Raw genomic sequence first — 21,350 nt, forward strand, 5'->3', positions numbered from 1 at the left:
ATCCTTTATGCCGGCGACTGTGTTGGCGACGCTAATAGGGCGAATTGGTCTCGAGCTCCGCGAGGGTCAGCTTTGCCTGGGCGATAGTCGTCGTTGAATTCGCAATGGTCGCCAGCGTTCCCTCGATAAGAACATTATGACCATGAAGTAGCGGCTTTAATCTGGAGAGCGCATCGCCCAAGGCGACGTCATAGGCCTGTAGCAGGTCAGGATGCGTCCGGCTCACGTCGAACTGTGATGCAAAGATGTAAGAAATCTTGCCAGCCGCACCGGTGAGCTTCGACATGAAAAGCAGGTTCACGAATGCTTGCTCGTCCTTGCGGAAGTTGACGATAGGCGTACGAACTGTCGCCGGGCCGTCCGGCTTCAGAAACGAATGTATCTTGGCCTTTGCCTCAGTGTTTTCGGCATGCAAGCCCCGCGGGCTTGTCTGCAGAAGGCGGCAGTTTTTTCCGACAACATCCGCGTTTTCGTAACCCGTTAACTGTGTAAATTGCTCATTGACCAGGACCAGGTGATTGTCCGAATCCGCTCTGGCCAAAGCCAAAGCGATCGACGAGTTTTTGAAAAACTCAGTCAGTGGTCGCTCGATCTCGTGATCCATAACTAAAATCCTTTTTTTTAGATATGGCATCGCGATGCAAAAATAGGAAGACCGCAGCAAAAACTGACTAACTACCATGTTATTGATGCGATTATTGTATTTGCGCGAAGGCCGTCGCGGTGAGGTTCGCTCAACCCCTCTGGTTTCGAGCGAACAGCGTTGATAAAACCTCCCGTTGCCGCAAGCGCTGACTGCTTTTGGACCCTCAACGTTCGCACTTTTTCATTTCAAGGTTTGTCGGCTTGATCCAGACAGCTCGCACCCGCCTCCGTTCGCTGCCATTTTGGCTCTGATCTCTGGCGGAAATCTCGAATTGAGGAAATAAGCAAGCCCCCGGGGACAGGGGGGCGCCGGTTCGCATCCTATCAAGAGCATGAGACGGCGGAGCCGAGGAAAAAAGCTTCGGAGTTTTTGTGGCACTACTGGAACGAAACACGCAACGATCTATTTGGTACGTTATCAGGCAAAATGTTTGAGGGCTTGAAGCAGGGCCACCTCTCTCCAACCGAAACGAGACAGCCCGTGCATTCCGAACCCGTCACAGTTCTCGTCGTCGAAGATGAGACCCTGATCCGTATTGCTATCGTCGACGAACTGGAAGTAGCTGGCTTTCAGGTCTTCGAGGCCGATAGTGCTGCAGCCGCAATCGCCATCATCGAACGCCATGCTGATATCCGGATGATCTTCACCGATATCGATATGCCGGGTACGATGGACGGACTAAAACTTGCAGCATTCGTTCGCGATCGTTGGCCACCCATCAAAATCATTGTCACATCAGGCAGGTTTATCCCGGGCGCAGGTGAGCTGCCGCCCGGCGTTCCTTTTGTTGCCAAGCCGTACGACTTCGAGCTCGTCATTCGGTCGATACACGCGGCAATGACCGAGTAAGATAGCTCTGCACTGCTCACCAATTGCTGATGTAGCGGCCCGGCGTCTGGTTAACGGAGGAAGGCGAGACGCGCGTGGGAGGAGGTCGACGTCCGGCTATTCCGTCTGAAACCTTGTGGCACGCAAAGGACATTGGTCGGCCACCTTCATTTTTCCTGTAAACGCCTCGGACTACATATGCTTGAGTTTGCAACAACCTAAGGTGGCGATCGCGCTCGTCAAAAAAACTAAACGTTGACGCCGGTCCGTTTGCAGCCTATGTGTCTTAAATCGATCTTTTGCTTGCCGAGCTTGTCTACGGCGTGATTGGCACCGCGTTTTAAGCGAACTTCTCTTTCAAAAATAGTCGGTTCATACTCGCGTAGCATTTGCCTCGCGATCCCTCAATCTATGCTTTGAAAGGGTTCATCATGACCACTGGCACAGTAAAATGGTTCAACTCCACCAAGGGCTTCGGCTTTATCCAGCCTGACAACGGCGGCGCTGACGCCTTCGTTCACATCTCCGCTGTCGAGCGCGCCGGAATGCGCGAACTCGTTGAAGGTCAGAAGATCGGCTTCGAACTTGAGCGCGACATGAAGTCGGGCAAGATGTCGGCCTGCAATCTGCAGTCCGCTTAGTGATATCTGCTTCCCTTTGACCACGGATGTACTGGCATCGCCGGAAGCACTTATCAGTCTGAGGCCAGGCGGCTTGCCTGGCCTTTTTATTTGGTCGAACGACCGACGATGGGGGAATCCATGACGGAAACATACAGCAAATCTCGCCAGCAAGCCGAACTCGCCTTCGGCAACGTTCAATCCCAATTCTTTTCCAAGAACAACACGTTGGAAGAGTTGCAGTCGGAAGAGCACGCACGCGAGGCGAAGACATTACGGCTCAGAGAAGCAAGGCTTGCGAAAGAGCAGGCTGAACGGATCTCGGCAACTGCCGCGCTCGTCGCTAAACGCGCCAAGGCGCGCTGACCGCAGCATCAGCGTTCTAGGGACATACTATTTGAGAAACTTTGCAAACACTGAGCTCGTCGACCGACGATCCGCTGCTGCTAACGCGAAAGCGGCGCTCCTTGCCGCTTACCAGGTAGCCAAGACCGCCAACGATCCCGTACGGGCTGCAAAGCAGGCCGAGCGCACCGCACTTGTTCAAGCGCGCAACTCACGGCGTGTAGAACGAGACCGTCTCAAAGTTGAGGAGCGTAATCGACGCGACGCCGATGCGGCCGAAAAGCAGGCAGCTATCGAAGCTGCTGCGTTAGCGGAAACGGAGGAGCGCGCGATCGCTGAGAGCGCAAGGATCAGACGTGTCGTTGAGGATGATGCTGCCCGGAAGGCCGCGCGCGATCGCCGCTATGCGAACCGCAAGGCTCGGCAGGCCTAAATCGCCAGCAGACTAAACCGGGGCACGTCCCGGCTTGACGAAGCGACCGCTCCCGAGAGGGCCGCAGCAGGAGCATGCCGTGTCACCAGACAAAAACGAACTGCAGGCAATCAATACGGCTTGGCAGATTGCGATCCAGGAAATCCTGCGGATGATGATACGCGATATGTACCACGGAAGCGGCGAAGAAGCTTTCAAAACACATATCAAACGGATCGAAGAAGCCGCGGTCGACAGCATCCAAACGGACTTGCGGCTTCGTGGCACGGACGAGTGGACTGAGGTTTTGGTCAAAGAGCGGGCAAGCAACTTTGTTACGACGCTGCTGACATCCTTTACCTACGATCGTGCCTGATCGCCAAACCTCCAGGTATCAAGTAATCCGTGCAACCAGGTGCGGCTATCCTATCAGAACAAAAAACGGCTTGCGATCGAGCTTGAGTGCGGGAGCGCACCTGGAACACCGCCACGCCTGGCTCGTTTGGGTGCCGGCGTTATGAGTATCAGACCTTTCCTATCAAGCAGATCGTACGCGCTTTTGCGTCTCGATCAGCAACCGTAAGGAACCACATTCGATGATCGATAAACAAGATTTCTCCGTCAGTTCAAATGGCGACCGGTGGTCGCTTGAAAAGCATCAAGTCTCGGGTGAAACGGTGGTGGTGCATGATGCGAACGCGCCTTCAGGCGGACAGGTAACCCGCATTCCTGTGGCGGATTTCCTCAATTGCAATGTGGGCAAGCCCGAATATGAAGCCCTGCTGCAAATACTGGGTCAATCGCACCCGAGGCCGGAAAGCCAGCTCAGCGAGGATCAGGGTGAAACATCCTCGTATGCGACCGCGATGCGTTACCTCAATCTCGGTGGACGACGCCGGGCGAAGGTGCACGACAATGTCGTCACCACGCGGTCATGGGAGAATGATCCTTCGGAAGCAGAGGCTTTCTGGCAAGCAAACGTCGAAACTCTCGACGAAAGAGGTCGACGAGATGTCGCGCTTCATCTGCCGAGCATCAGCGAACGATAATCGTTCAAGGTATGGACTGACGCAGAGCCAGGAGCACCCTCCTTTCCTGGAGCCTTTGCCTTAGCATTAGCGGCGATCGAGCTTCACTCTGTAATCTGCGTAGGCCGCGATAAATGAAAATCTGGCAATCTCGGCATCGCAGCGATATCTGAGCGTACTGTTGCAGTCAGCAATAGCAGCGCGGAAAGTCGCTCCGGTTTGATGGCGAAAATTTTCATGAAGGAATGTGAGAGCCGCTCTTGGCCCAGTGATGGGCTTATCGAGCAGGCCATCTTGAACGAAGACAGCAAACTCCCAATCTTTCAACGCATCCGTATCGGATGGAGGGGAATCGCTGCGCAGGCACGCACTATTCGAAGCGCTATCACATGAGATGGTCTCAAAGGGACAAGGCGCCGGTTGGCGCAGCTGGCCCGAGCAGTTTTGGCATCCGGGCAGCGTAGAGGTAAATGCCTTCGCCGCAAATCATGTTGCGGCCGATAAATATCTTCTTCGCTGTATCCCGAAAGCTCACAGCAGTGTTGCAAAAAGATAATCGGATTGTCGTCTTGGCAGGCATCTGTGATCAGCATCGACATGCGGGTTGCCTTGAGCGCTGCCGCTAATGAGGCCGTCGATAAAGTCAATGAAAGCGCTCACTAAAAAATTAGTTAAACCGCAGCCCGTGGTTTTTGATCGTCATTCCAGCTTGTGCTAATCAACGGAGGAAACGCCGGTGTCCTGCAGGCGTGGTCGGCATTGCCGGCTTGAAAGACAACACGCAAAGGCCGGCTATGCTTCAACAAAACGTCACGGCCTGCGATGTCGAGCCGATCCATGTTCCAGGCTCGATCCAGCCGCACGGCATCATGCTGATCGCAGACGCCCGCTCACTTGTTTGCGTAGGTGAGGCTGGAGACGTAGAGGGCATCCTTGGACGAGCCGCCGTCGGCCGCCAGCTCGGTGATATCCTCGGAGCATCCGCTTTTGGACGGATGTCAGCCATCACCACCGGGCATCTCGCCGTCCTTGGTCGGATCGTGGGGAGGGTTCACCCCCTGAATGCCGTGGCCTACCGCTCGGGTGAATTCGCCGTCGTCGAAATGGACCTGGCCGAGGAAACGGCCGTAGAGGCGGTTCCCTATCTTGTCGATCTCGACGCCGCCAGCGCCCGCTTCGAGCGATCCGCCAGCGTCTCCGAACTCTGTCGAAGTGCCGCGACGGTGTTCCGCGATCTAACGGGCTACGATCGTGTGATGGTCTACCAGTTCCTCGACGACGACGCAGGTGTCGTAGTCGGCGAAAGCGTGGCGCCTGGAAACTACAACTTCATGAACCACCATTTCCCTGCTTCGGACATCCCAAAGCAGGCGAGGGCGCTTTACCTCCGAAACAAGGTCAGGGTCATCCCGGACGTGGACTACGTGCAGCAGCCAATCACCTCGGACAGGGACCTGCGGGACATCGACCTCAGCGACTCTACGCTCCGCAGCGTCTCGCCGATCCATATCCAGTATCTGCAGAACATGGGCGTGAAGGCCTCGGCATCGTTCTCCATCATCAAGGACAATGTCCTGTGGGGCCTGATCGCCTGTCATCACCACCAGCCGCGGACGATTCCGCTCACCGCTCGAATGGGTTGCCAGACGCTCGCGAACTCGCTGGCCCGCAAGATCAAGGCCAAGGAGGACGCCCAGCTCCACCGCGAGCGCATTCGTCTGCGTTCACAGGAAGACGCCGTTCTCACCCTGCTAGGGCAAGAGAGTTCCTTGGACGAGCTGTTTGCAAAGTCGGGAGAAAAAATCGCCAGGATGCTGTATGCCGATGGGTTTGCGGCGGTGCAGGGAGACGAACTCTACGTCCATGGCAAGACGCCTGATCCGATCGACATCCGCAAACTCGCCGACCACCTCAAGGTCCCGGCATCCCAGCAGACCTACGCGACGGCAAGTCTCTCTTCCAAATGGGACGAGGCGTCGGCCTATATGGACGTGGCTAGCGGCGTGCTGGCGGTCACCATGTCGACCGAGGTGCCGACCATCCTGATGTGGTTCCGCGCAGAGCACGTCGAAGTTCTCAAATGGGCGGGCAACCCGCACAAGGACACGGCGCACGACCCCGCCGCGGTCCTGACACCCCGCTCGTCGTTCGAGGCGTGGAGCGAGAGTGTCCGTGGAAAGGCTCGGCCCTGGACGCATGCGGAGGTGGAGTCTGCCGGTCGTGCCGTGCGTCTGATGCTCGAATACCGCAACAACCAGCGCCTTCGCGAGCTCAACCGCGAGCTGACCATCAGCCTGCGTGAGAACCAGGGCTTGGTCTCCCAGAAGGAATACCTTCTGAAAGAGGTTAACCACCGTGTCCAGAACTCGCTCCAGCTCGTATCAGCGTTTCTGCGCCTGCAGGCCCGTGGCGCGACAAACGACGAGGTAAAGCAGAACCTTGACGAAGCGCAAAAGCGGCTGAACGCTGTGGCTCTCGTCCATCGCCGTCTCTATCAGGACGAGAGCGTCGAGATCATCGACCTCTCGCGCTACATCGAGAGCCTGATCGAGGAAATGACGACCACGATGGACGCTTACTGGCGCGATAATCTGACGCTCGATCTCGCGCCGATCCTGATTGCCACCGACAAGGCCGTCAATGTTGGTTTGATCCTTACCGAGCTGGTCATCAACGCTCAGAAATACGCCTACGACGGCGCACCGGGGCCGCTTGCCGTCAAGCTCGAGCAGCACCGCAACTCATTACGACTGATCGTCTCCGATGTCGGGCGTGGCAAGTTGAAGTCGACCAAGTCGAGTGGTGGTTTCGGATCGCGCATTCTCACGGCCATCATAGACCGTCTCAAAGGGAATATCGACGAAGAGGACAACGCGCCGGGACTGCGGGTCATCGTGACCGCGCCGATCCAGTGATGAAGTGGGGCGCCTAATCAAGATCGGTTTCCCGTTTTGACTACGGATTTTCCAGCGCAGACAGAACCGGTTGTTAGCAGGCGAGCAATTAGCGTGGCCTTTATATCGGCTGGATCGCTGCACGCTATAGACGAAGTGCTTGAGGTTGAGCTTACGTTTTCCAACCTTCCGTTCACCTGCGGGCGCACGCGATCGTGGTCGCAAATGCCGCGAGCGATGCGCCAATAATGTGATCGAAAATCATAATTGTTGCATATGTCGCAAAACTAATAGACAGGTGCAGGGTATTAGAAACAATGCAGAGTCACAGATGGACGAGATTCCGAAACTGGCCGGATTACTTGCGGAAATCCGCGCCACTGCATCGCGTCCGCCGCTCGTGAGCCGTGACGACGCGGTTTCGGTCGACGCGATCTTATCGCGACTGGCCATCATCGCGAAGTGTGAGGCGTCACTGACGAAAACGATTGAACCAGAAACCGGTGCTATCACTCAGCTCGAAGACGGCACCAGTAAAGATTGATGGGGTCCCGGCCTCGTCACGAAGACATCGACCGTAAGCTCCCACTCGAAGAATTGACCGTCTGCGCTTCACGCTAAATGTGATCGTATCGAATTTGCCGCTCAAAATAGTTGCATGCGTCCGCCTCGCGGTCTCCTCTCGGTCTTCTTCAAAAATAAGATTGATTATGCTTTCGATGTTCATTCCTCTAGCGAGTTTACCAGGGTCAAGGCCATAGATGGCTGCGTAATTTTCATCTGCAACAAGTCTGTTGTCAAAGAGGCTCCAACTGAACAGGCCAAGAGAGGGTAAAGCAAACTCTGGAAACGAATGGTCTGGCAACGGTGTCCTCCTGTATCTTGCGTAATCGCACCACTCGTCATCGGAGTATAGTGCACGCCATTACAGTGGAAAGTACCGTCGAGAAGGGATTGTCGTTCGCGTCGAAGAGGAAAAGGATGCTCCCGCCTTAGACGAATTCAGGGCCTCGCGAAGAGTTTTCGCCGGTCGCCACCGCTCGATAGCCTTGGTATAATTGTGTGGGTCAAAGAATGGATGGATGACGAGATCCAAAAAGGCCGGGTAAAGCCTTTGCTTAAGGACTGGTCGCCACCCGCGTCTTCCTTTGTCTTTTTCATCCAATGACCTGAGCCCCATCGTCCCTCCAGTTTTCAGGAGAGTCTTGGGTTTTCAATCTGGCCCTATGCGGCCTGTTTTTCCATAGCGGTTTTCACTGCGAATTCACTGGGTGTGATATTGCCCAATGAAGAGTGCGGTCTGTTTCGATTATAGTCTTCCTTCCATGCTGTGATTTCGGCTCTGGCCTGCGTCAGTGACGAGAACAGTGTTTCGTTGAGGCGTTCGTCACGGAAGCTGCCGTTGAAACTTTCGACGAAGCCATTCTGCATCGGTTTGCCCGGTGCGATATAATGCCATTCGACGTGAGTGCTTTGGCACCATTCCAAAACGGCCATGCTGGTCATCTCCGTGCCATTATCGGAGACAATCGTTTGCGGCTTGCCTCGTTGGGCGATTACGGCATCGAGTTCCCGTGCAAGTCGCCTGCCTGAGAGCGACGTGTCGGCGACCAGCGCCAGGCATTCGCGGGTGAAGTCGTCGACGACGGCCAGGACCCGAAAGCGACGACCATCTGTGAAGGCATCGCTGACGAAATCCAAGCTCCAGCGCTCGTTGGCACGAGACGGCAGCGCCAGAGGGCGTCTCGTCCCCAAAGCCCGCTTGCGTCCTCCACGTTTGCGCACCGTCAGCTTCTCTTCGCGATAGAGACGCCGCAGCTTCTTCAGGTTCATGATGATGCCCTGCCGACCCAGCATGACGTGAATGCGGCGATAGCCGAAACGGCGGCGCTCGGACGCCACCAGCTTCATTGCCTCACGAATATCAGCGTCATCCGGCCGAATGCTACGATATCGCACACTCGACCGGTCAACGGACAAAACCTCACACGCCCGACGCTGGCTCACCCCATGTTGCTTGCAAACATGAGCCACAGCGTCTCGCTTCACATCGGGCGTCACCACTAATGGGATGGTCCGCCTCGTCCTCCTGCCGCATCATGAGGCGGCCAAACCGAAGGAGGTTGCAATGCCACAGCGCAATATGCCGCGCCCAGCGGCTGTCTACGGAATTGATATTGGCAAGAACATCTTTCACGTTGTCGGTCTCGGAAGCGATGGCGTCCCAGTCCAGAAGGTTCGTTTCCGACGCGACACGCTGCTACAGTTCTTCGAGCGCGCGGCGCCGGCGATCGTAGGGATGGAATCGTGTGCAGGATCTCAGTGGATTGCTAGGAAGATACAGGCGCTTGGACATAAGGTGCGCTTGATCCCCGCGCAGTTCGTGAAGCCCTACGTAAAGTCGAACAAGAGCGACATCATCGATGCGGAAGCGATCGCTGAAGCTGCCACACGTCCAACAATGCGATTTGCTGCACTTAAGAGCGAGGAACAAGCCGACCTTCAGGCTTTACACAGGGTCCGAGATCAGATGATAGGAACGAGAACGCGTCTGATCAATCAGATGAGAGCTTTCTGTCTCGAATACGGGATTGCATTGCGCCAAGGCGCGGGCCTATTCAAGGTCGACCTGCCGCAGGCTGTCGAAGATCAATCCAACGATCTCTCGTCGGCAATGCGTAAGCTGCTTGCAGACCTGTTTGCAGATCTGCGCCAGTTGGAACGGCGCATTGGTGACGTCACACGCGAGATCGAGGCGGTCGCTAATCGCGAGGATGTCGCACGACGGCTCATGACGATCCCTGGAATCGGAGCGTTGGGGGCAACTGCGCTCCTTGCCGCCATCGGAAACGGCCGACAATTCCAGAAAGCTCGCGATCTGGCCGCGTGGCTTGGCCTTGTGCCACGGGAATACTCGACCGGAGGAAAGCAGAAGCTTCTCGGCATCAGCAAGCGGGGAAACCGCTATGTTCGTAAGCTCCTCGTTCATGGAGCGCGATCCTGCTTTCGGCACCTCGACCGAACACGAGATCGATTGGGGAACTGGCTGGATGGCCTTCAGGCTCGGATGCACCCCAACAAAGCTGTCGTCGCACTTGCCGCTAAAATGGCCCGGATTGTCTGGGTCGTCCTGACAAAGCCTGGAGCGCTCTACGAACGCAGGGACCCTGCCTTCATCTGACGCTCCTGGCTCGATTGCAAGGCTCGGGAATAGTGATGACGAAACAGTGGATCAGCATGCCGTAAGTCCTGTGCAAAAAAGCGGGCCTCGTGCCTGAACCATTTATTGGGAACGGCGTGTGCGGATCTCATCATGGCCTGGCTGCAACCGCAGCCCACTCGCGAGAGGCCGGATACATTTATGCAACTGGAATCGTCATTTATGATGTCGCGTACCCTTGCACGGACGAGGCGGACCATACATTTTTTGAGGCGACATCTTTCAGAATGGCATTGTCCAGCATGGTCTCGGCCAGCAGCTTCTTCAGCTTGGCGTTCTCGTCTTCCAAAGCCTTCAGCTTGCGGGCATCGGACACCTCCATGCCGCCGAACTTCGCCTTGTATTTGTAGAACGTCGCCTCGGATATCCCGTGCTTGCGGCAGACATCGGCCGTCCGCATGCCGCTCTCCTGCTCTTTCAATATCCCGATGATCTGCTCGTCCGTGAACCGTGAATGCTTCATTCCGTCCGTCTCCTTGATGCTCTGATCCCCAAAAACTGGATCGTTCATAACTAGAGTTTTCCGCGTTAAATTCCCGGCTGGGAACAGGAGCGGAAGTGATGAAGGCATCGAAGTTTTCGGACGCCCAGAAAGCGTTCATTCTGAAGCAGGGCGATGACGGAGTGCCGGTGGCAGAGATTTGCCGCAAGGCGGGCATCAGCCAGGCGACTTATTTCAATTGGCGCAAGAAGTATGCTGGGCTGCTGCCCGACGAGATGCGCCGATTGAAAGCTCTGGAAGACGAGAATTCGCGGCTGAAGAAGATCGTCGCTGATCTGACGCTGGACCGCGAGATGTTGCAGGACGTCATCCGGCGAAAGCTCTGAGGCTTGTCCGACAGCGAAAGCTGATCGACGGGATGCTGGTGGATTGGGGCATCTCGATCCGACGGGCCTGCAAGGTCCTGAGGTTCGATACGTCGACCTACCACTACAAGCCCCGCCGCACCGGACAGGCCCCCCTCGAACGACGCATCAAGGAGATTTGTGAGACACGTGTGCGGTATGGCTACCGGCGTGTCCATGTCCACCTGCGTCGAGATGGCTGGAAGATCAACATGAAGAAGACACGCAGGATTTACAGCGAGTTAGGTCTTCAGCTGCGCAACAAGCATCCGAAGCGCCGGGTGAAGGCAAAGCTCAGAGACGATCGTCAGGAGGCCGTCGGGCCGAACGATGTCTGGGCGATGGACTTCGTTCACGACCAGCTCGCAACCGGCAAGAAGCTACGGATACTCACCGTTGTCGACACGCATTCGCGCTACTGCCCTACAGCCGACGCACGCTCCACCTACAGAGGCGAAGACGTAGTCCAGACCCTGGAAGGCATCTGCCGGAAGACCGGCTATCCGAAGACGATAAGGGTGGATAACGGCAGTGAGTTCATCTCTCGTGATCTCGACCTGTGGGCCTATGCCAACAACGTCACCCTGGACTTCTCGCGGCCGGGCAAGCCGACCGACAACGGCTTCATCGAGGCGTTCAACAGCAAGCTGCGGGCGGAGTGCCTGAACGCCCATTGGTTCCTGACCCTTGCGGATTCGCGCGAAAAGTTGGAGACTTGGCGTCGATACTACAACGAGGAACGTCCTCACTCGGCGATCGGATATAACGTCCCGATTGACCTGCATAATCCCGGTGGCACAACCAGCCAGCCATCGTGATCAGAGCCGGAAAACTCCAGCTTCCGGCGATCCAAGGTTCGGTCCCAGAGCATTGATACGACGGACTCTACCAAAATCTGGAGGAAGTTCAGGGTCTCAGGTCAAGTACCGTATCGTCGAGATCGATCTGGGCTTTGCCGAGACTCTCGCGCGCTGCGATAAGCTCCGCCCGAGTTTGTTCGACCTGCGCTCTCAGAGAGGCGATCTGCTGGCGCGCAGCGTCAAGGACGGCCTGTTTCAGTCGAATTACCGATTTTGCCTGCTCAAGGGCACTTTTGGCCTGATCGCTCTTTTGCGCGCTTTCGATCCCGCGTGTTGCAAGCGGCGAAATGCGATCGAAATCCTTCTGGGCGAGGTCGCTGTTTTCCCTGGCGTTATCGAGATCCGCCTCAGCCTGCGCGATCACCGAACCCTGTTGCTCCAAGTCCGCCTGGCTTTTGGCAACGTCCGCTTCCTGGGCGTTGACGTTGGCTCTGGCTTCACGAACCGCCATCTCATAGCGGCGCGGATCGATCTTCACCAGCGGCTGCCCGACGGTGACGGGTTGGTTGTCGGAGATGTAGATCTCTGCGATCTGTCCTGAGACAACGGGAGCCATCGAGACCTGGTCCGCGCGAAGGTAGGCGTTGTCAGTGCTCTCGATAAATCGGCCATGCACATACCAGTCGTATCCATAGTAGCCGCCAGCCAACAGGGCGATGATCCCAACGGCGATTAGTAGATAGCGGGTGCGCTGCTTTTTGGAGCCTGCGTTGGCTTCTGCCGCTACGACTGGCGGAGTGGATACGGGCGCATTCATAAGCATGCCATTCTGGAGAACAGTTCCGATGCCCCAAATTATTGCATCCGGAAGAATTATGTCAATTGGAAGAATTCTGCCGATTGGAATATCTCGTGCGATATTGTAAAAGATCGGAGGAATAGGGCTAGCGATGATGAGTTTGAGACGCCGAAACGCCGAGAGCGGCTACCCACGCGGGGAAGAAACTAGGGCCAAAATCATCGATACGGCGATCGTGCTGTTCGGTGAAAAAGGGTTCGCAGGCGTGTCGACCAGAGAGATCGCCAGCGCTGCCGGCGTGCCGCCTCCGTCGTTGCAATATTATTTCGAAAACAAGGAAGGTTTGTACGAAGCGTGCATTGACGACATTCATGCAGTTGCGTGGCAAGCGATTGGTCCCGCCGTCTGCAGGGCCGAAGATATGCTCTCAAACGAGGTGGATCCCGGCCAACTCATTGATGCATACTGCACCATTCTAGGGGCGTTTGCCGATTTCCTTTTTTCGACGCCTGACGGGTCACGCCGCGCGCTGTTTATCGCACAGCATCGCTCTCCTGGGAGTTCGGTCGCAAAGCCTCCGAAAAGCAAGAGTGAACACGGACAACGTGTCCGAAAGTGTTGCGCCGCTATCGTGGCTAGGGTGTGCGAAAACAGTCTCAGCGAAGACGAGGTCAACATCGTCGCCACCACGATCAATGGTCAATTGCTGATCGTCCACCTTGCCAGGGAGCATATCGAGGACATGGTCGGATGGAAGGAAATGACGCTCGATAGAGTCAAAGTGCTCAAGTCGGTGGTGACACGACAGACAACAGCTATTCTTGAAGCTTATCGCGCGAAATAGCCTCACTCTCCACAGCCGCTCCTAATGTTCGCACGGAAGACGGGGAGGGGGTCATCATTCCGAAGCTATCGGGCGTTTGCTTGGTAGACAGCTGGGTTCGTCCACGAGCCGTGTAGTCTCAAGCTTTTCCATGACGGGTCATCTCATTCTTTCTTGCCCCCACCGCGGTCATGCTTTTTGAAGCAGGCGATTTTCCAGCTTAACTTCGGCCAGTGCCTCGCTCACGTCGCAGATTTTGCGGTGTAGCGCTATCATCTCAAAGCTACTCTTCCGCCATGGACGAAATCTCTACAATAGAGCCCGATGAACTTGGATCGCAGCTCATGCCTGCTGCAGCACGACGGCTGGACGTAGTGCGCGCGTCGAGGTGCGGCGTTTCGCTGCACGCAATAATATTGTTGAACCCTTTTCGTGATGACGATGTTCTCATCCGTGAGCAAAGAGCTGCCACCGGTCTACAAGGCCGTTTTATAGACCGAGACGGGGCAAACTTGAATCAGCTATTTCTGAACACTGTACTTTTGGGCGGGACAACGAATGATAAAATTCAGGCGGTGTCCGCGGCAGGGTTCGACCAAATCGAGCTTTGGCAGCAGGATCTGGATGCCTTTCCACAAGGCGCCCAGCGACTTGGTTTGCAGCTACGGCAGGCTCGTGTCGGCCTTACGGATTATCAAGTGCTACTCGATTTCGATGGTGCCCCTAATGAGATCCGCGGGGAGAAACGCACCGAAGCTCTGCGCATGTTCGATGATGCGATTTGTCTTGGAGCGAAAACTATTCTGGTACCAGCGTCGACACGGAAGGATTGTGTTCCGGGCAGGATAGACGAAGACATGAAGTGGCTTTGCAGCGAGGCCGCGCAACGCGGCTTGAGAATTGCGTATGAAGCAATGGCCTGGAGCACAGTAAATTCAACCACGCCTGCTGCGTGGGAACTCGTGAAGAGGCTCGACCAATCCAATCTTGGTCTGGTCATTGATGCCTTCCACTTATTCTCAAAAGGGCGAACCATAAATGATGTCGTGGACATACCTGACGATCGCATTTACCTCGTGCAACTTTCCGATCACGCTGGCGAAATTGACCCGGCCCGTATCGTCCAGATCGCGCGCCACAATCGGCTTCTGCCCGGAAATGGGAGTTTTCCGCTTACAGACCTTGTCCGACATCTTCAAGATATAGATTATGGTGGTCCCATTGGTCTTGAGGTTTTTAATGATGAGCTAAAGTCACAACCGCCTCATCAAGCCGCGGGCAAGGCCATGGCATCTTTGCTGAAAACATGGCATGGACTTTGAGAGGCCATCCATCAACACACCATGTGAAGATGGGACCTCCAAAGCGGTTCGCCCGCCGACCGATCGGCCATGCGCGCCACCTTGCCACACGCCTATGCCAACTGGAGATCGATGGCATACCGATCTCCCCGGTCGAGCTGCTTACAGTCGCCGGTGAGATGCAAGTAGGGTAGTTCACCCGGCGCCGCCGGCAAGGTGCCGGCGACGGAAGCGGCGCGTCAGAGGTAATCCGACAGTGGCGACACGAACTGTCGATCTCCTGGGTTCGGAGCAACGAATGTGACGTCATCCGGTGCTCGGCGTGGCGTGTCGAACGACACGAAGATCGCTGGTTCCTTGCGGACCTCAAGAATGGCATGAACGGTATCACGCTTGAAGGTGATAAGCTGGCCCGGCGTCAGGACCCGCGGTTCATCGTCACCAATTTGGAAAAGCAGCTCTCCAGAATAGAGATAGAGATGTTCGTCGCAGTTTCGATGGAAATGCGCGGGCAGGGGATGGAAGATCTTGAAGACCCTGGCGCTCGCCTCCGGTTCATCACTCAAATAGGTGTCGACCAGGATGGTCTCGGCCGTGTCGGGGAATTTGGCCGCGATCGACGCGATGTCGTGATAGTGGGATTGGGTCTGATCTGGCATGTCTGCCTCCTCATCCATAGACCTTGACGATGTGGAGCTTGAGTGGCTCGGCCAGTAGCGTCTTATGCTGCTCGACCAGCGCTTGGAGGTGCGGTGTTGCGAAGTGGGCATCGAGCGCCGCCTGATCCTCCCAGGTCTCGCGCAGGAAGAATGTGCCGGGGCTTTCGAGATCTTCGTGCAGTACGAACTGGTGGCAGCCCGGTTCTGCCAATGTCGGTTCAAGCACGGCGACAGTTGCGTCGCGCAGTGCACTTTCTTTTCCCGGCAGCGCTTTGAAGACGGCGATGACTTCGAGCATCGTGATTTCCTTTCAATGTGGCTTCTCTCAACCAGACTTAGGTCTCGCCATCCATTCCGGAAAATGAAAAGATCGGAATATCGCATTCGTAAAATCGGAATGGATGGAAATGCAGATCCCTCAATTGCGCGCCTTCTGCGCCGTTGCTCAAACCGGCTCCGTCAGCGCCGCCGCCAAAGTCCTGAACAAGGTTCCATCGGGGATCACGGTGAGGATCAAACAGCTCGAGGATGACCTCGGCCGAGAGCTGTTCTTGCGCGACCGGCAACGCATGTCGCTGTCGCCGGCAGGGCGGCAACTGCTCGAACATGCCCAGCGCATCCTCGACCTTGCCGATGGTACCCGTGCCCTGATGCGTGATGAGGAAATCAGCGGACCCTTGGTCATCGGTGCGCTCGACGTCGTGCTCGTCGACTATATGCCTGCGCTGATCGGCAGGTTGCGACAGCGTCATCGCGGGATCACGCTTGAAGTCCGCCATCAGGCCTCGGAGGATCTCGTCGCGCATGTCGCCGACGGCAGTCTCGATATCGCGTTGACCGAAGGCCCGATCGTGACGAAATCGCTGCAGAGCCGGGTCGCGTTTGTCGATGAGATGCTGCTCGTGACCGAGATCGGCCATCCTGATGTCACCAGTCCTGAAGAACTCGACTGCACCGAGCTCTATGGGTTTCGGCACGATTGCTCGTTCCGCTTTCGAATGGATCGCTGGCTGGCCGCCGGCGGCCGAGCGCATATGCCGGTCCTCGAAATCGAGTCCTATCATACGATGCTGGCCTGTGTGAGTGCCGGCATGGGAGCGGCCTGGATGCTGCGCTCGGTGTTCAAGACGCTTCCCGGTCATCATCAGGTCAAGGCGCATTCGCTTGGGGATGCAGGCCGCACGGAAATCCATTTCGTCTGGCGTGATGGCCATTTATCGAGGAATGCGAGCTTGCTCATGGACGTGGCTGAGGCGATGTAACATCGACCGACAAGAGAGGGCGGCCTTGAGCAGTGAGGGCTGAAAGCCATCATTTCCATGATAGCAGCTGATGCCGCTCGTCTGCGCCTTGCGCATCGGGCTGCTGCAATTGCAGCTAGTTACAAAAACCTCATGAGTGTGTCGATGGTTCGATACCGCTCAAGCGCGTGTATCAGTCGAGAGCAAACGGATGTCTGGCCAGCTACCAGACGATATTTCGACCGTCATATGCCACGAAGCTGCCGCTGCGATCGGCTGAAAGGTCATCCAACGTCTGCAGCATGTTCATCGCGGCAACTTCGGGTCCTATCGTGATATGGCCCCTCGAATAGGGCGCTGAGAGCGTGGTTTCTACCGTTCCCGGATGGATGGCGACCGCGACGGCGTCTGGATTCGTCCTGCGCAGCTCGATAGACGCCGTCCTGACGATCTGATTGAGCGCGGCCTTCGACGCCCGATAGGAGACCCAGCCACCGAGGCGGTTGTCAGCGATCGACCCGACCCTGGCGGATAGGAAGGCTGCGATCGAACGCTCATCTCGCGCCAGGAGAGGAAGGAAATGCTTTGCGCCCAGCGCAGGTCCGACGGCGTTGACGCGAAACTGCGCCAGCATGACATCAGGATCGATCTGCTTCAGCGCCTTTTCAGGAGGATGACCGTCAAATGTCAGGACCCCGGTCGCGCAGAGCAGAAGATGGACAGGCTTTTCGGCAAGACGTCGCGCATGAAACGCGACGCTCTCCTCGTCGGTGATGTCGAACCCATCGCGACTTCGGGAAAGCGGGACAAGGTCGCCACAACGCGCGTCGAGCCGCAGGATCTCGGTGAATACATTTCCGATACCGCCGCTCGCGCCGAGAACCACCGCGCGATAGCCGGTCGGCAGGGAATGCATGAGATTTCCAGGCCCGGTTTGCATCATGCCTCTGCCATTGTCGCGGGCTCTGGCGCCTCGCGCCTGTCCACGCCGTCGTCACTTAGCTCCCGAACTTCTTTTCGAGCCATTCGATGGCTTTCAACGTCGGACGCTGCAGCCATTTGCTGTCCTGGGCAAGGATAATCAGACCGAGCGGCACCATCCAGAAGCCGAGGATCGGCAGAAACCCGGCGCAGCCGCACAGCACGAACAGGATGCCTGCGACCAGGCGGATCCAGCGCAATTCCGGCTTTCGCATCCAACGGACGAAGCGTCCGAGGGGCCGTGGTATCTTGTCGGCGTATTTCTCGACGATCGCATCGAGCTTCTGGGCGTCTGTCTTGTTGTCGTCTGAAACGCTGTTCTCGGGAACTCCGCGATGGTCACGGTCGCCGGGATTGTCGAGATGAGGTTTACGGTCGGACGCGCTCGCCTGCCGACCTTCGTTGACCGCACCGGCTACATTAGCAAGCAGAGGCAGCTCGGGCAGGTTTTCCATCGCGACGGAGAGTTTCGGTTGCCAGTTGGGGTAACTGCTGCTCGTGCCCGGGACGTTCGTCGGCTGCTTCTCGTCGGTCAGATCCGCCAGCCGAACGGCCATCAGCACGCTCGGTGTCCCGGCGACAAAACGATGCGCCCGTATTGTCAGGTCTTGCAAGGCAGGCTCTGCAGTGTCCCCGGCCGTGCTGTCTGCACGCGCATCGCCGATCGCCTGGGCTAGTTGCTGACGCTCCGCCTTGCGCGCTGCCTCGTGAAGTCGCGTCAGATCCGGCGAAACAATGCCATGCTCGGCACGGAGCGCGATGTCGGCGCTGCGCCACCATCCGGCCAGCGTCTGATGGTCATGCGTCGAGATGCAGGCGAGCGCGAGCAACGGGTAGTCGGAGGCGGGTTTGAAGCGCTTGTCATCGCGCTCGTAGGACAAGATGCGGTAGGAGAGAATTCTGGCTGCCGTCAGATCGCGCTGGAGGCCATCTGGCAGCAATCCCAGATCTTCGCCGATGACGAGGCAGCGATACTTCGCGGACGTTTCTGCGAGAATCCTGATCAAATCTTCCTGCGGATAGCCGACATAGGCGCCATCGGCCGGCGTTCCGTCAATCGGAACAAGAAACAGTCGACTGATCGCTGCGGCATGGTCGATCCTGATCGCGCCGGCATATCGCATCGCCGCCGTGACCATCCGCTGGAATGGCGAGTTTTTGCCGGAGGCGATCCGCGAAGGCTGAAAGCCCGCGAGATGCCAGTCCTGCCCGTTTGGGGCAAACGGATCTGGCGGACTGCCGATCGTCGCATCCGTGAGGTAGACCCCGCGCTCGCTCCATGTCGCCGACCCGTCGAGCGCCTCGCCAACAGCGAGGTCGAGATAGAGCCCGATCCGCAGACCGGCAGCGCGGGCGTGAATCGCTGCCTCCTGAAGCTGGCGATGGGTGATCCACTGCAGCCACAGGTGAAATCGAACGTCGTCGTCATGCTCGGCGGCGAAGGACACGACGACGGCTGAGCCGGGATCTTGGAACGCCTCCGGCCAGGCGTGCCAGCCAGCCGCGTACCCGCTTTCCACCATATGTGCCGACAAGGCTTCGAAGAGCGCGTGGCGTCGAAGCGGCTCTCCACCGTCGCGGACGAAGGACTGAAACGCGGCAAGATCATCGTCGCCGCTGTTGTCACGCGCCGACCGCATCCATATCGAACGCAAGGCTGCGAGCTTGGCGGACGCGACCGCTGGGTAGGCGACCAGATCGGTGTCGCGCAGAGCGGCGATCGTCTGCTGCGGGTTCGGATCCGCCTGGAAGCCCGGCAGCCTGTCGACCGCGATATAGAGAGGGTTGAGGAACAGCCGGCTGGACGGCTCATAGGGGCTGCAGCGTCCGGCATCGGCAAGAAAGGGCGCGTGCAGCGGGTTCAACCCGATGAAATCTCCTCCGAGCGACGCGACCAGATCGATCATGACCCGAAGGTCTTCGAAATCGCCTATCCCCCAGTTTCTAGCAGAGCGCAGCTCATAAAGCTGAAGACTGACGCCCCACACCCGTTCACTGGACAGGAATTCCGGCACGAAGCAGGTGGTCGCCTCTTCCGAGCCGGGCGCTCGCGGATTTGAGGCTACTGGCCATGATGTCGGTTCTGCGGCAATGTCCACATTTAGAGCACGCAGAAGTTTTGCCTTGGTCTCCTGCGAAATTGTCACAGCCGGCCCGTCAGGCGTTGGACGAGCCGGATCTATCCCATGCGCCTCGGCCAGCCGGTCGAGAACATCTCGATCAGGTACGGACGAAGATATGTCCGGTGCGATTTTCGTCTGCGTCATGGCGATTGTCCAATCGGTTCGGCACTCTCTAACCGGCGGCCGGGACTTTCGTTTCCCGAGCGCAGCTCAGGCGGCCTACATTCGTGGTCCGCCCCACCGCAGAGCAACGGCTGTCAGAGCACCTCGTTATCGACCCAGACGCTGACGCTGCCGCCGTTGGTCGGGAAAGTCGCCTTGCCATCATCGCCAACCACAATCTGTGCGTCGTGATGACCAAGGAAATCGATATAGGTCTTACCGGCGTGTCCCGCGCCAAGATCCGCGAGTTTCTCGCCCGCGTCGCCATTGGACATGACCACGACGCATCCCGGCTGCTCCACCGTACCGTGGCGGACAAAGGCGATGCAGTTCTGATGATCGAAGATGTCGGTCTGGGGTCCGTTGGCAAAGCGGGCTCTTGCCTCCATCAGCTTCGGCAGGCAGCCGATTGCCGGCATCTCTACCGAATGGGTCTGCCCTTCCTTCTCGTCCTGATAGGACGCGCCGTAGAGGTCGGGGTAGAAGATGCAGGGCGTGCCGTTTTCGCGCAGCAGGATCAAGGCATAGGCAAGCGGCTTGAACCAGGGCTCGACGGTCGCTTCGAGCGACTGCAGCGGCTGGGTGTCGTGGTTGTCAACGATCGTCACAGCATGCTCGGGATAGATCGAGACCAATGACCCCTCGAAGATCGTGCGCATGTCGAAAGCGTTGCCCTGCTTCGACGCATCATGAAAGCGGTGGTGGAGGGCGACATCGAACAGCGTCAGCTGGCGATCGACGAGATCCAGATAGGATTTGAGCGTATCCATGTCCGGATGCCAGTATTCCGCAACCACGAACAGGTCCTGGCTGACGCTGTCGCGCATATGGCCGACCCAGTCACGGAAGAACCAGGCGGGAATATGCTTGGCGGCGTCGAGCCGGAAGCCGTCGACCGGGATCTGCTCGGCAACCCAGCGCCCCCAGTATTTCAGTTCCTCGTAGACGGCACGATTGCGGAACTCCACATCGGCGCCCATCAGGTAGTCGAAATTGCCAAGCTCCTGGTCAACTTCCTCGTTCCACTCGCCTTCGCCATATTCGTTCACAAGCCGGAACACGCCTTTCTCGTCCGGCTCCTCGATGACGTCGACGCCGCTGAAGCATTTCTGGTCCCAGACGAATTGCGAATGCTGCCCGCCGCGGGCGGGGAAGGTGAAGCGCGTATAGGCCAGCGCCTCGATCGCCTCATCGTCGATCTGGTTGCGATCGTTCTCGTCAACGCGGCGGACGTGGACCTGTTCCTTCTCGTCCGCCCATCTTGTGATTGAAGACCACATCCAGCATGACGCCGATGCCATTATCCTTCAGCGCCCTGGCGGCGGCCTCCAGCGAGGCCCGGTCGCCGTATTTCGTGGCGATGCTTCCTTTCTGGTCGAACTCGCCGAGATCGAAGAGATCGTAGGTGTCGTAGCCTATCGAAGCTGGCCCGGCAGCGCCCTTGTAGGCCGGCGGAAGCCAGACGTCCGTGACACCCAGTTCCGAGAGCCTGGGCGCTTGGTCCGCCACCTCCTTCCAGAGCTTTCCGCCATCCGGATAATACCAGTGAGGTGCCATGAAATTTCCCGTTGCCGTTGGGTGCCGATCAAACCGGCAAATGAACGGGTACACCGCATGAATGT

Annotated in this window: 19 protein-coding genes and 4 pseudogenes; 13 read left to right on the forward strand and 10 right to left on the reverse strand. The window is 57.4% G+C overall.

Going from position 1 to position 21,350, the window contains the following annotated elements:
* Nucleotides 1–31 precede the first annotated feature (31 nt).
* Nucleotides 32–604: a PAS domain-containing protein gene (locus NCHU2750_RS29340; protein WP_119945147.1), complete on the reverse strand. Its 573-nt coding sequence runs from the start codon at nt 602–604 to the stop codon at nt 32–34.
* Between the two features lie 522 nt (nt 605–1,126).
* Between NCHU2750_RS29340 and NCHU2750_RS29345 the strand changes: the two genes are divergently transcribed.
* The 6 genes from NCHU2750_RS29345 (at nt 1,127) to NCHU2750_RS31070 (ending at nt 3,900) form a co-directional block, all read left to right on the forward strand.
* A complete protein-coding gene (locus NCHU2750_RS29345) occupies nt 1,127–1,495 on the forward strand; it encodes a response regulator (protein ID WP_245480572.1) in 369 nt (122 codons plus the stop codon).
* A gap of 410 nt (nt 1,496–1,905) precedes the next feature.
* The gene (locus tag NCHU2750_RS29350; RefSeq protein WP_018902430.1) at nt 1,906–2,115 is read left to right on the forward strand and encodes a cold-shock protein; all 210 of its coding nucleotides are present in this window, start codon (nt 1,906–1,908) and stop codon (nt 2,113–2,115) included.
* Nucleotides 2,116–2,235: 120 nt separating this feature from the next.
* Nucleotides 2,236–2,460, forward strand: coding sequence for a hypothetical protein (locus NCHU2750_RS29355; RefSeq protein ID WP_119945149.1), 225 nt, complete (start codon nt 2,236–2,238; stop codon nt 2,458–2,460).
* 31 nt (nt 2,461–2,491) lie between these two features.
* On the forward strand, nt 2,492–2,872 hold the full coding sequence (locus tag NCHU2750_RS29360; protein WP_119945150.1) for a DUF6481 family protein: 381 nt from the start codon (nt 2,492–2,494) through the stop codon (nt 2,870–2,872).
* Between the two features lie 79 nt (nt 2,873–2,951).
* The gene (locus tag NCHU2750_RS29365; RefSeq protein ID WP_119945151.1) at nt 2,952–3,227 is read left to right on the forward strand and encodes a hypothetical protein; all 276 of its coding nucleotides are present in this window, start codon (nt 2,952–2,954) and stop codon (nt 3,225–3,227) included.
* 220 nt (nt 3,228–3,447) lie between these two features.
* Entirely contained in the window at nt 3,448–3,900 is a 453-nt protein-coding gene (locus NCHU2750_RS31070; protein WP_245480573.1) for a hypothetical protein, read from the forward strand.
* Nucleotides 3,901–3,966: 66 nt separating this feature from the next.
* Here the strand turns inward: NCHU2750_RS31070 and NCHU2750_RS31355 are convergent, their stop codons facing one another.
* Nucleotides 3,967–4,206, reverse strand: coding sequence for a DUF982 domain-containing protein (locus NCHU2750_RS31355; protein WP_162939852.1), 240 nt, complete (start codon nt 4,204–4,206; stop codon nt 3,967–3,969).
* 422 nt (nt 4,207–4,628) lie between these two features.
* On the opposite strand from NCHU2750_RS31355, the gene NCHU2750_RS29380 reads away from it, so the two are divergent.
* Both NCHU2750_RS29380 and NCHU2750_RS29385 read left to right on the forward strand, forming a co-directional pair.
* Entirely contained in the window at nt 4,629–6,794 is a 2,166-nt protein-coding gene (locus NCHU2750_RS29380) for a histidine kinase dimerization/phosphoacceptor domain -containing protein (protein ID WP_245480574.1), read from the forward strand.
* A 310-nt stretch (nt 6,795–7,104) separates the two neighbouring features.
* Nucleotides 7,105–7,317, forward strand: coding sequence for a hypothetical protein (locus NCHU2750_RS29385; protein WP_119945153.1), 213 nt, complete (start codon nt 7,105–7,107; stop codon nt 7,315–7,317).
* 680 nt (nt 7,318–7,997) lie between these two features.
* On the opposite strand, the pseudogene NCHU2750_RS29390 reads toward NCHU2750_RS29385, so the two are convergent.
* A pseudogene (locus NCHU2750_RS29390) lies at nt 7,998–8,837 on the reverse strand (IS3 family transposase); the annotation flags it as partial.
* Between the two features lie 64 nt (nt 8,838–8,901).
* On the opposite strand from NCHU2750_RS29390, the gene NCHU2750_RS29395 reads away from it, so the two are divergent.
* Nucleotides 8,902–9,954: an IS110 family RNA-guided transposase gene (locus NCHU2750_RS29395; protein ID WP_119945155.1), complete on the forward strand. Its 1,053-nt coding sequence runs from the start codon at nt 8,902–8,904 to the stop codon at nt 9,952–9,954.
* 238 nt (nt 9,955–10,192) lie between these two features.
* Here the strand turns inward: NCHU2750_RS29395 and NCHU2750_RS29400 are convergent.
* Nucleotides 10,193–10,456 (reverse strand): annotated as a pseudogene (locus NCHU2750_RS29400) (transposase); the annotation flags it as partial.
* Nucleotides 10,457–10,554: 98 nt separating this feature from the next.
* Here NCHU2750_RS29400 and NCHU2750_RS29405 point away from each other — a divergent pair.
* Nucleotides 10,555–11,657, forward strand: a protein-coding gene (locus tag NCHU2750_RS29405) for an IS3 family transposase (protein WP_119945156.1) whose coding sequence is annotated in 2 segments (ribosomal slippage) — nt 10,555–10,816 and nt 10,816–11,657 — 1,104 coding nt in all. Because the reading frame shifts where the segments join, the coding sequence is not laid out codon by codon here.
* 88 nt (nt 11,658–11,745) lie between these two features.
* On the opposite strand, the gene NCHU2750_RS29410 is transcribed toward NCHU2750_RS29405, so the two are convergent.
* Complete coding sequence (locus NCHU2750_RS29410; protein ID WP_119945296.1) at nt 11,746–12,456, reverse strand: HlyD family secretion protein; 711 nt, start codon at nt 12,454–12,456, stop codon at nt 11,746–11,748.
* A 133-nt stretch (nt 12,457–12,589) separates the two neighbouring features.
* Here NCHU2750_RS29410 and NCHU2750_RS29415 point away from each other — a divergent pair, with 133 nt between their 5' ends.
* Nucleotides 12,590–13,282 carry a TetR/AcrR family transcriptional regulator gene (locus tag NCHU2750_RS29415; protein WP_119945157.1) on the forward strand — a complete coding sequence of 231 codons (693 nt, stop codon included), beginning with the start codon at nt 12,590–12,592 and terminating at the stop codon, nt 13,280–13,282.
* A 275-nt stretch (nt 13,283–13,557) separates the two neighbouring features.
* On the forward strand, nt 13,558–14,583 hold the full coding sequence (locus tag NCHU2750_RS29420; RefSeq protein WP_245480575.1) for a sugar phosphate isomerase/epimerase family protein: 1,026 nt from the start codon (nt 13,558–13,560) through the stop codon (nt 14,581–14,583).
* A gap of 218 nt (nt 14,584–14,801) precedes the next feature.
* On the opposite strand, the gene NCHU2750_RS29425 is transcribed toward NCHU2750_RS29420, so the two are convergent.
* Together NCHU2750_RS29425 and NCHU2750_RS29430 are read right to left on the reverse strand one after the other, a co-directional pair.
* Nucleotides 14,802–15,221, reverse strand: coding sequence for a cupin domain-containing protein (locus NCHU2750_RS29425; RefSeq protein WP_245480576.1), 420 nt, complete (start codon nt 15,219–15,221; stop codon nt 14,802–14,804).
* 10 nt (nt 15,222–15,231) lie between these two features.
* Nucleotides 15,232–15,519, reverse strand: coding sequence for a putative quinol monooxygenase (locus tag NCHU2750_RS29430; RefSeq protein WP_119945159.1), 288 nt, complete (start codon nt 15,517–15,519; stop codon nt 15,232–15,234).
* A gap of 109 nt (nt 15,520–15,628) precedes the next feature.
* Between NCHU2750_RS29430 and NCHU2750_RS29435 the strand changes: the two genes are divergently transcribed.
* Entirely contained in the window at nt 15,629–16,483 is an 855-nt protein-coding gene (locus NCHU2750_RS29435; protein WP_119945298.1) for a LysR family transcriptional regulator, read from the forward strand.
* Nucleotides 16,484–16,685: 202 nt separating this feature from the next.
* Here NCHU2750_RS29435 and NCHU2750_RS29440 read toward each other — a convergent pair whose 3' ends face one another.
* The 3 genes and pseudogenes from NCHU2750_RS29440 to amyA all read right to left on the reverse strand — a co-directional run bounded on the left by NCHU2750_RS29440 (nt 16,686) and on the right by amyA (nt 21,285).
* A complete protein-coding gene (locus NCHU2750_RS29440; protein WP_119945160.1) occupies nt 16,686–17,378 on the reverse strand; it encodes an SDR family NAD(P)-dependent oxidoreductase in 693 nt (230 codons plus the stop codon).
* Between the two features lie 457 nt (nt 17,379–17,835).
* Nucleotides 17,836–19,710: pseudogene (gene malQ, locus NCHU2750_RS29445) on the reverse strand (4-alpha-glucanotransferase); the annotation flags it as partial.
* A 113-nt stretch (nt 19,711–19,823) separates the two neighbouring features.
* Nucleotides 19,824–21,285: pseudogene (gene amyA / locus NCHU2750_RS29450) on the reverse strand (alpha-amylase).
* Nucleotides 21,286–21,350 lie beyond the last annotated feature (65 nt).

This window comes from Neorhizobium sp. NCHU2750, assembly GCF_003597675.1.
GTDB lineage: Bacteria > Pseudomonadota > Alphaproteobacteria > Rhizobiales > Rhizobiaceae > Neorhizobium.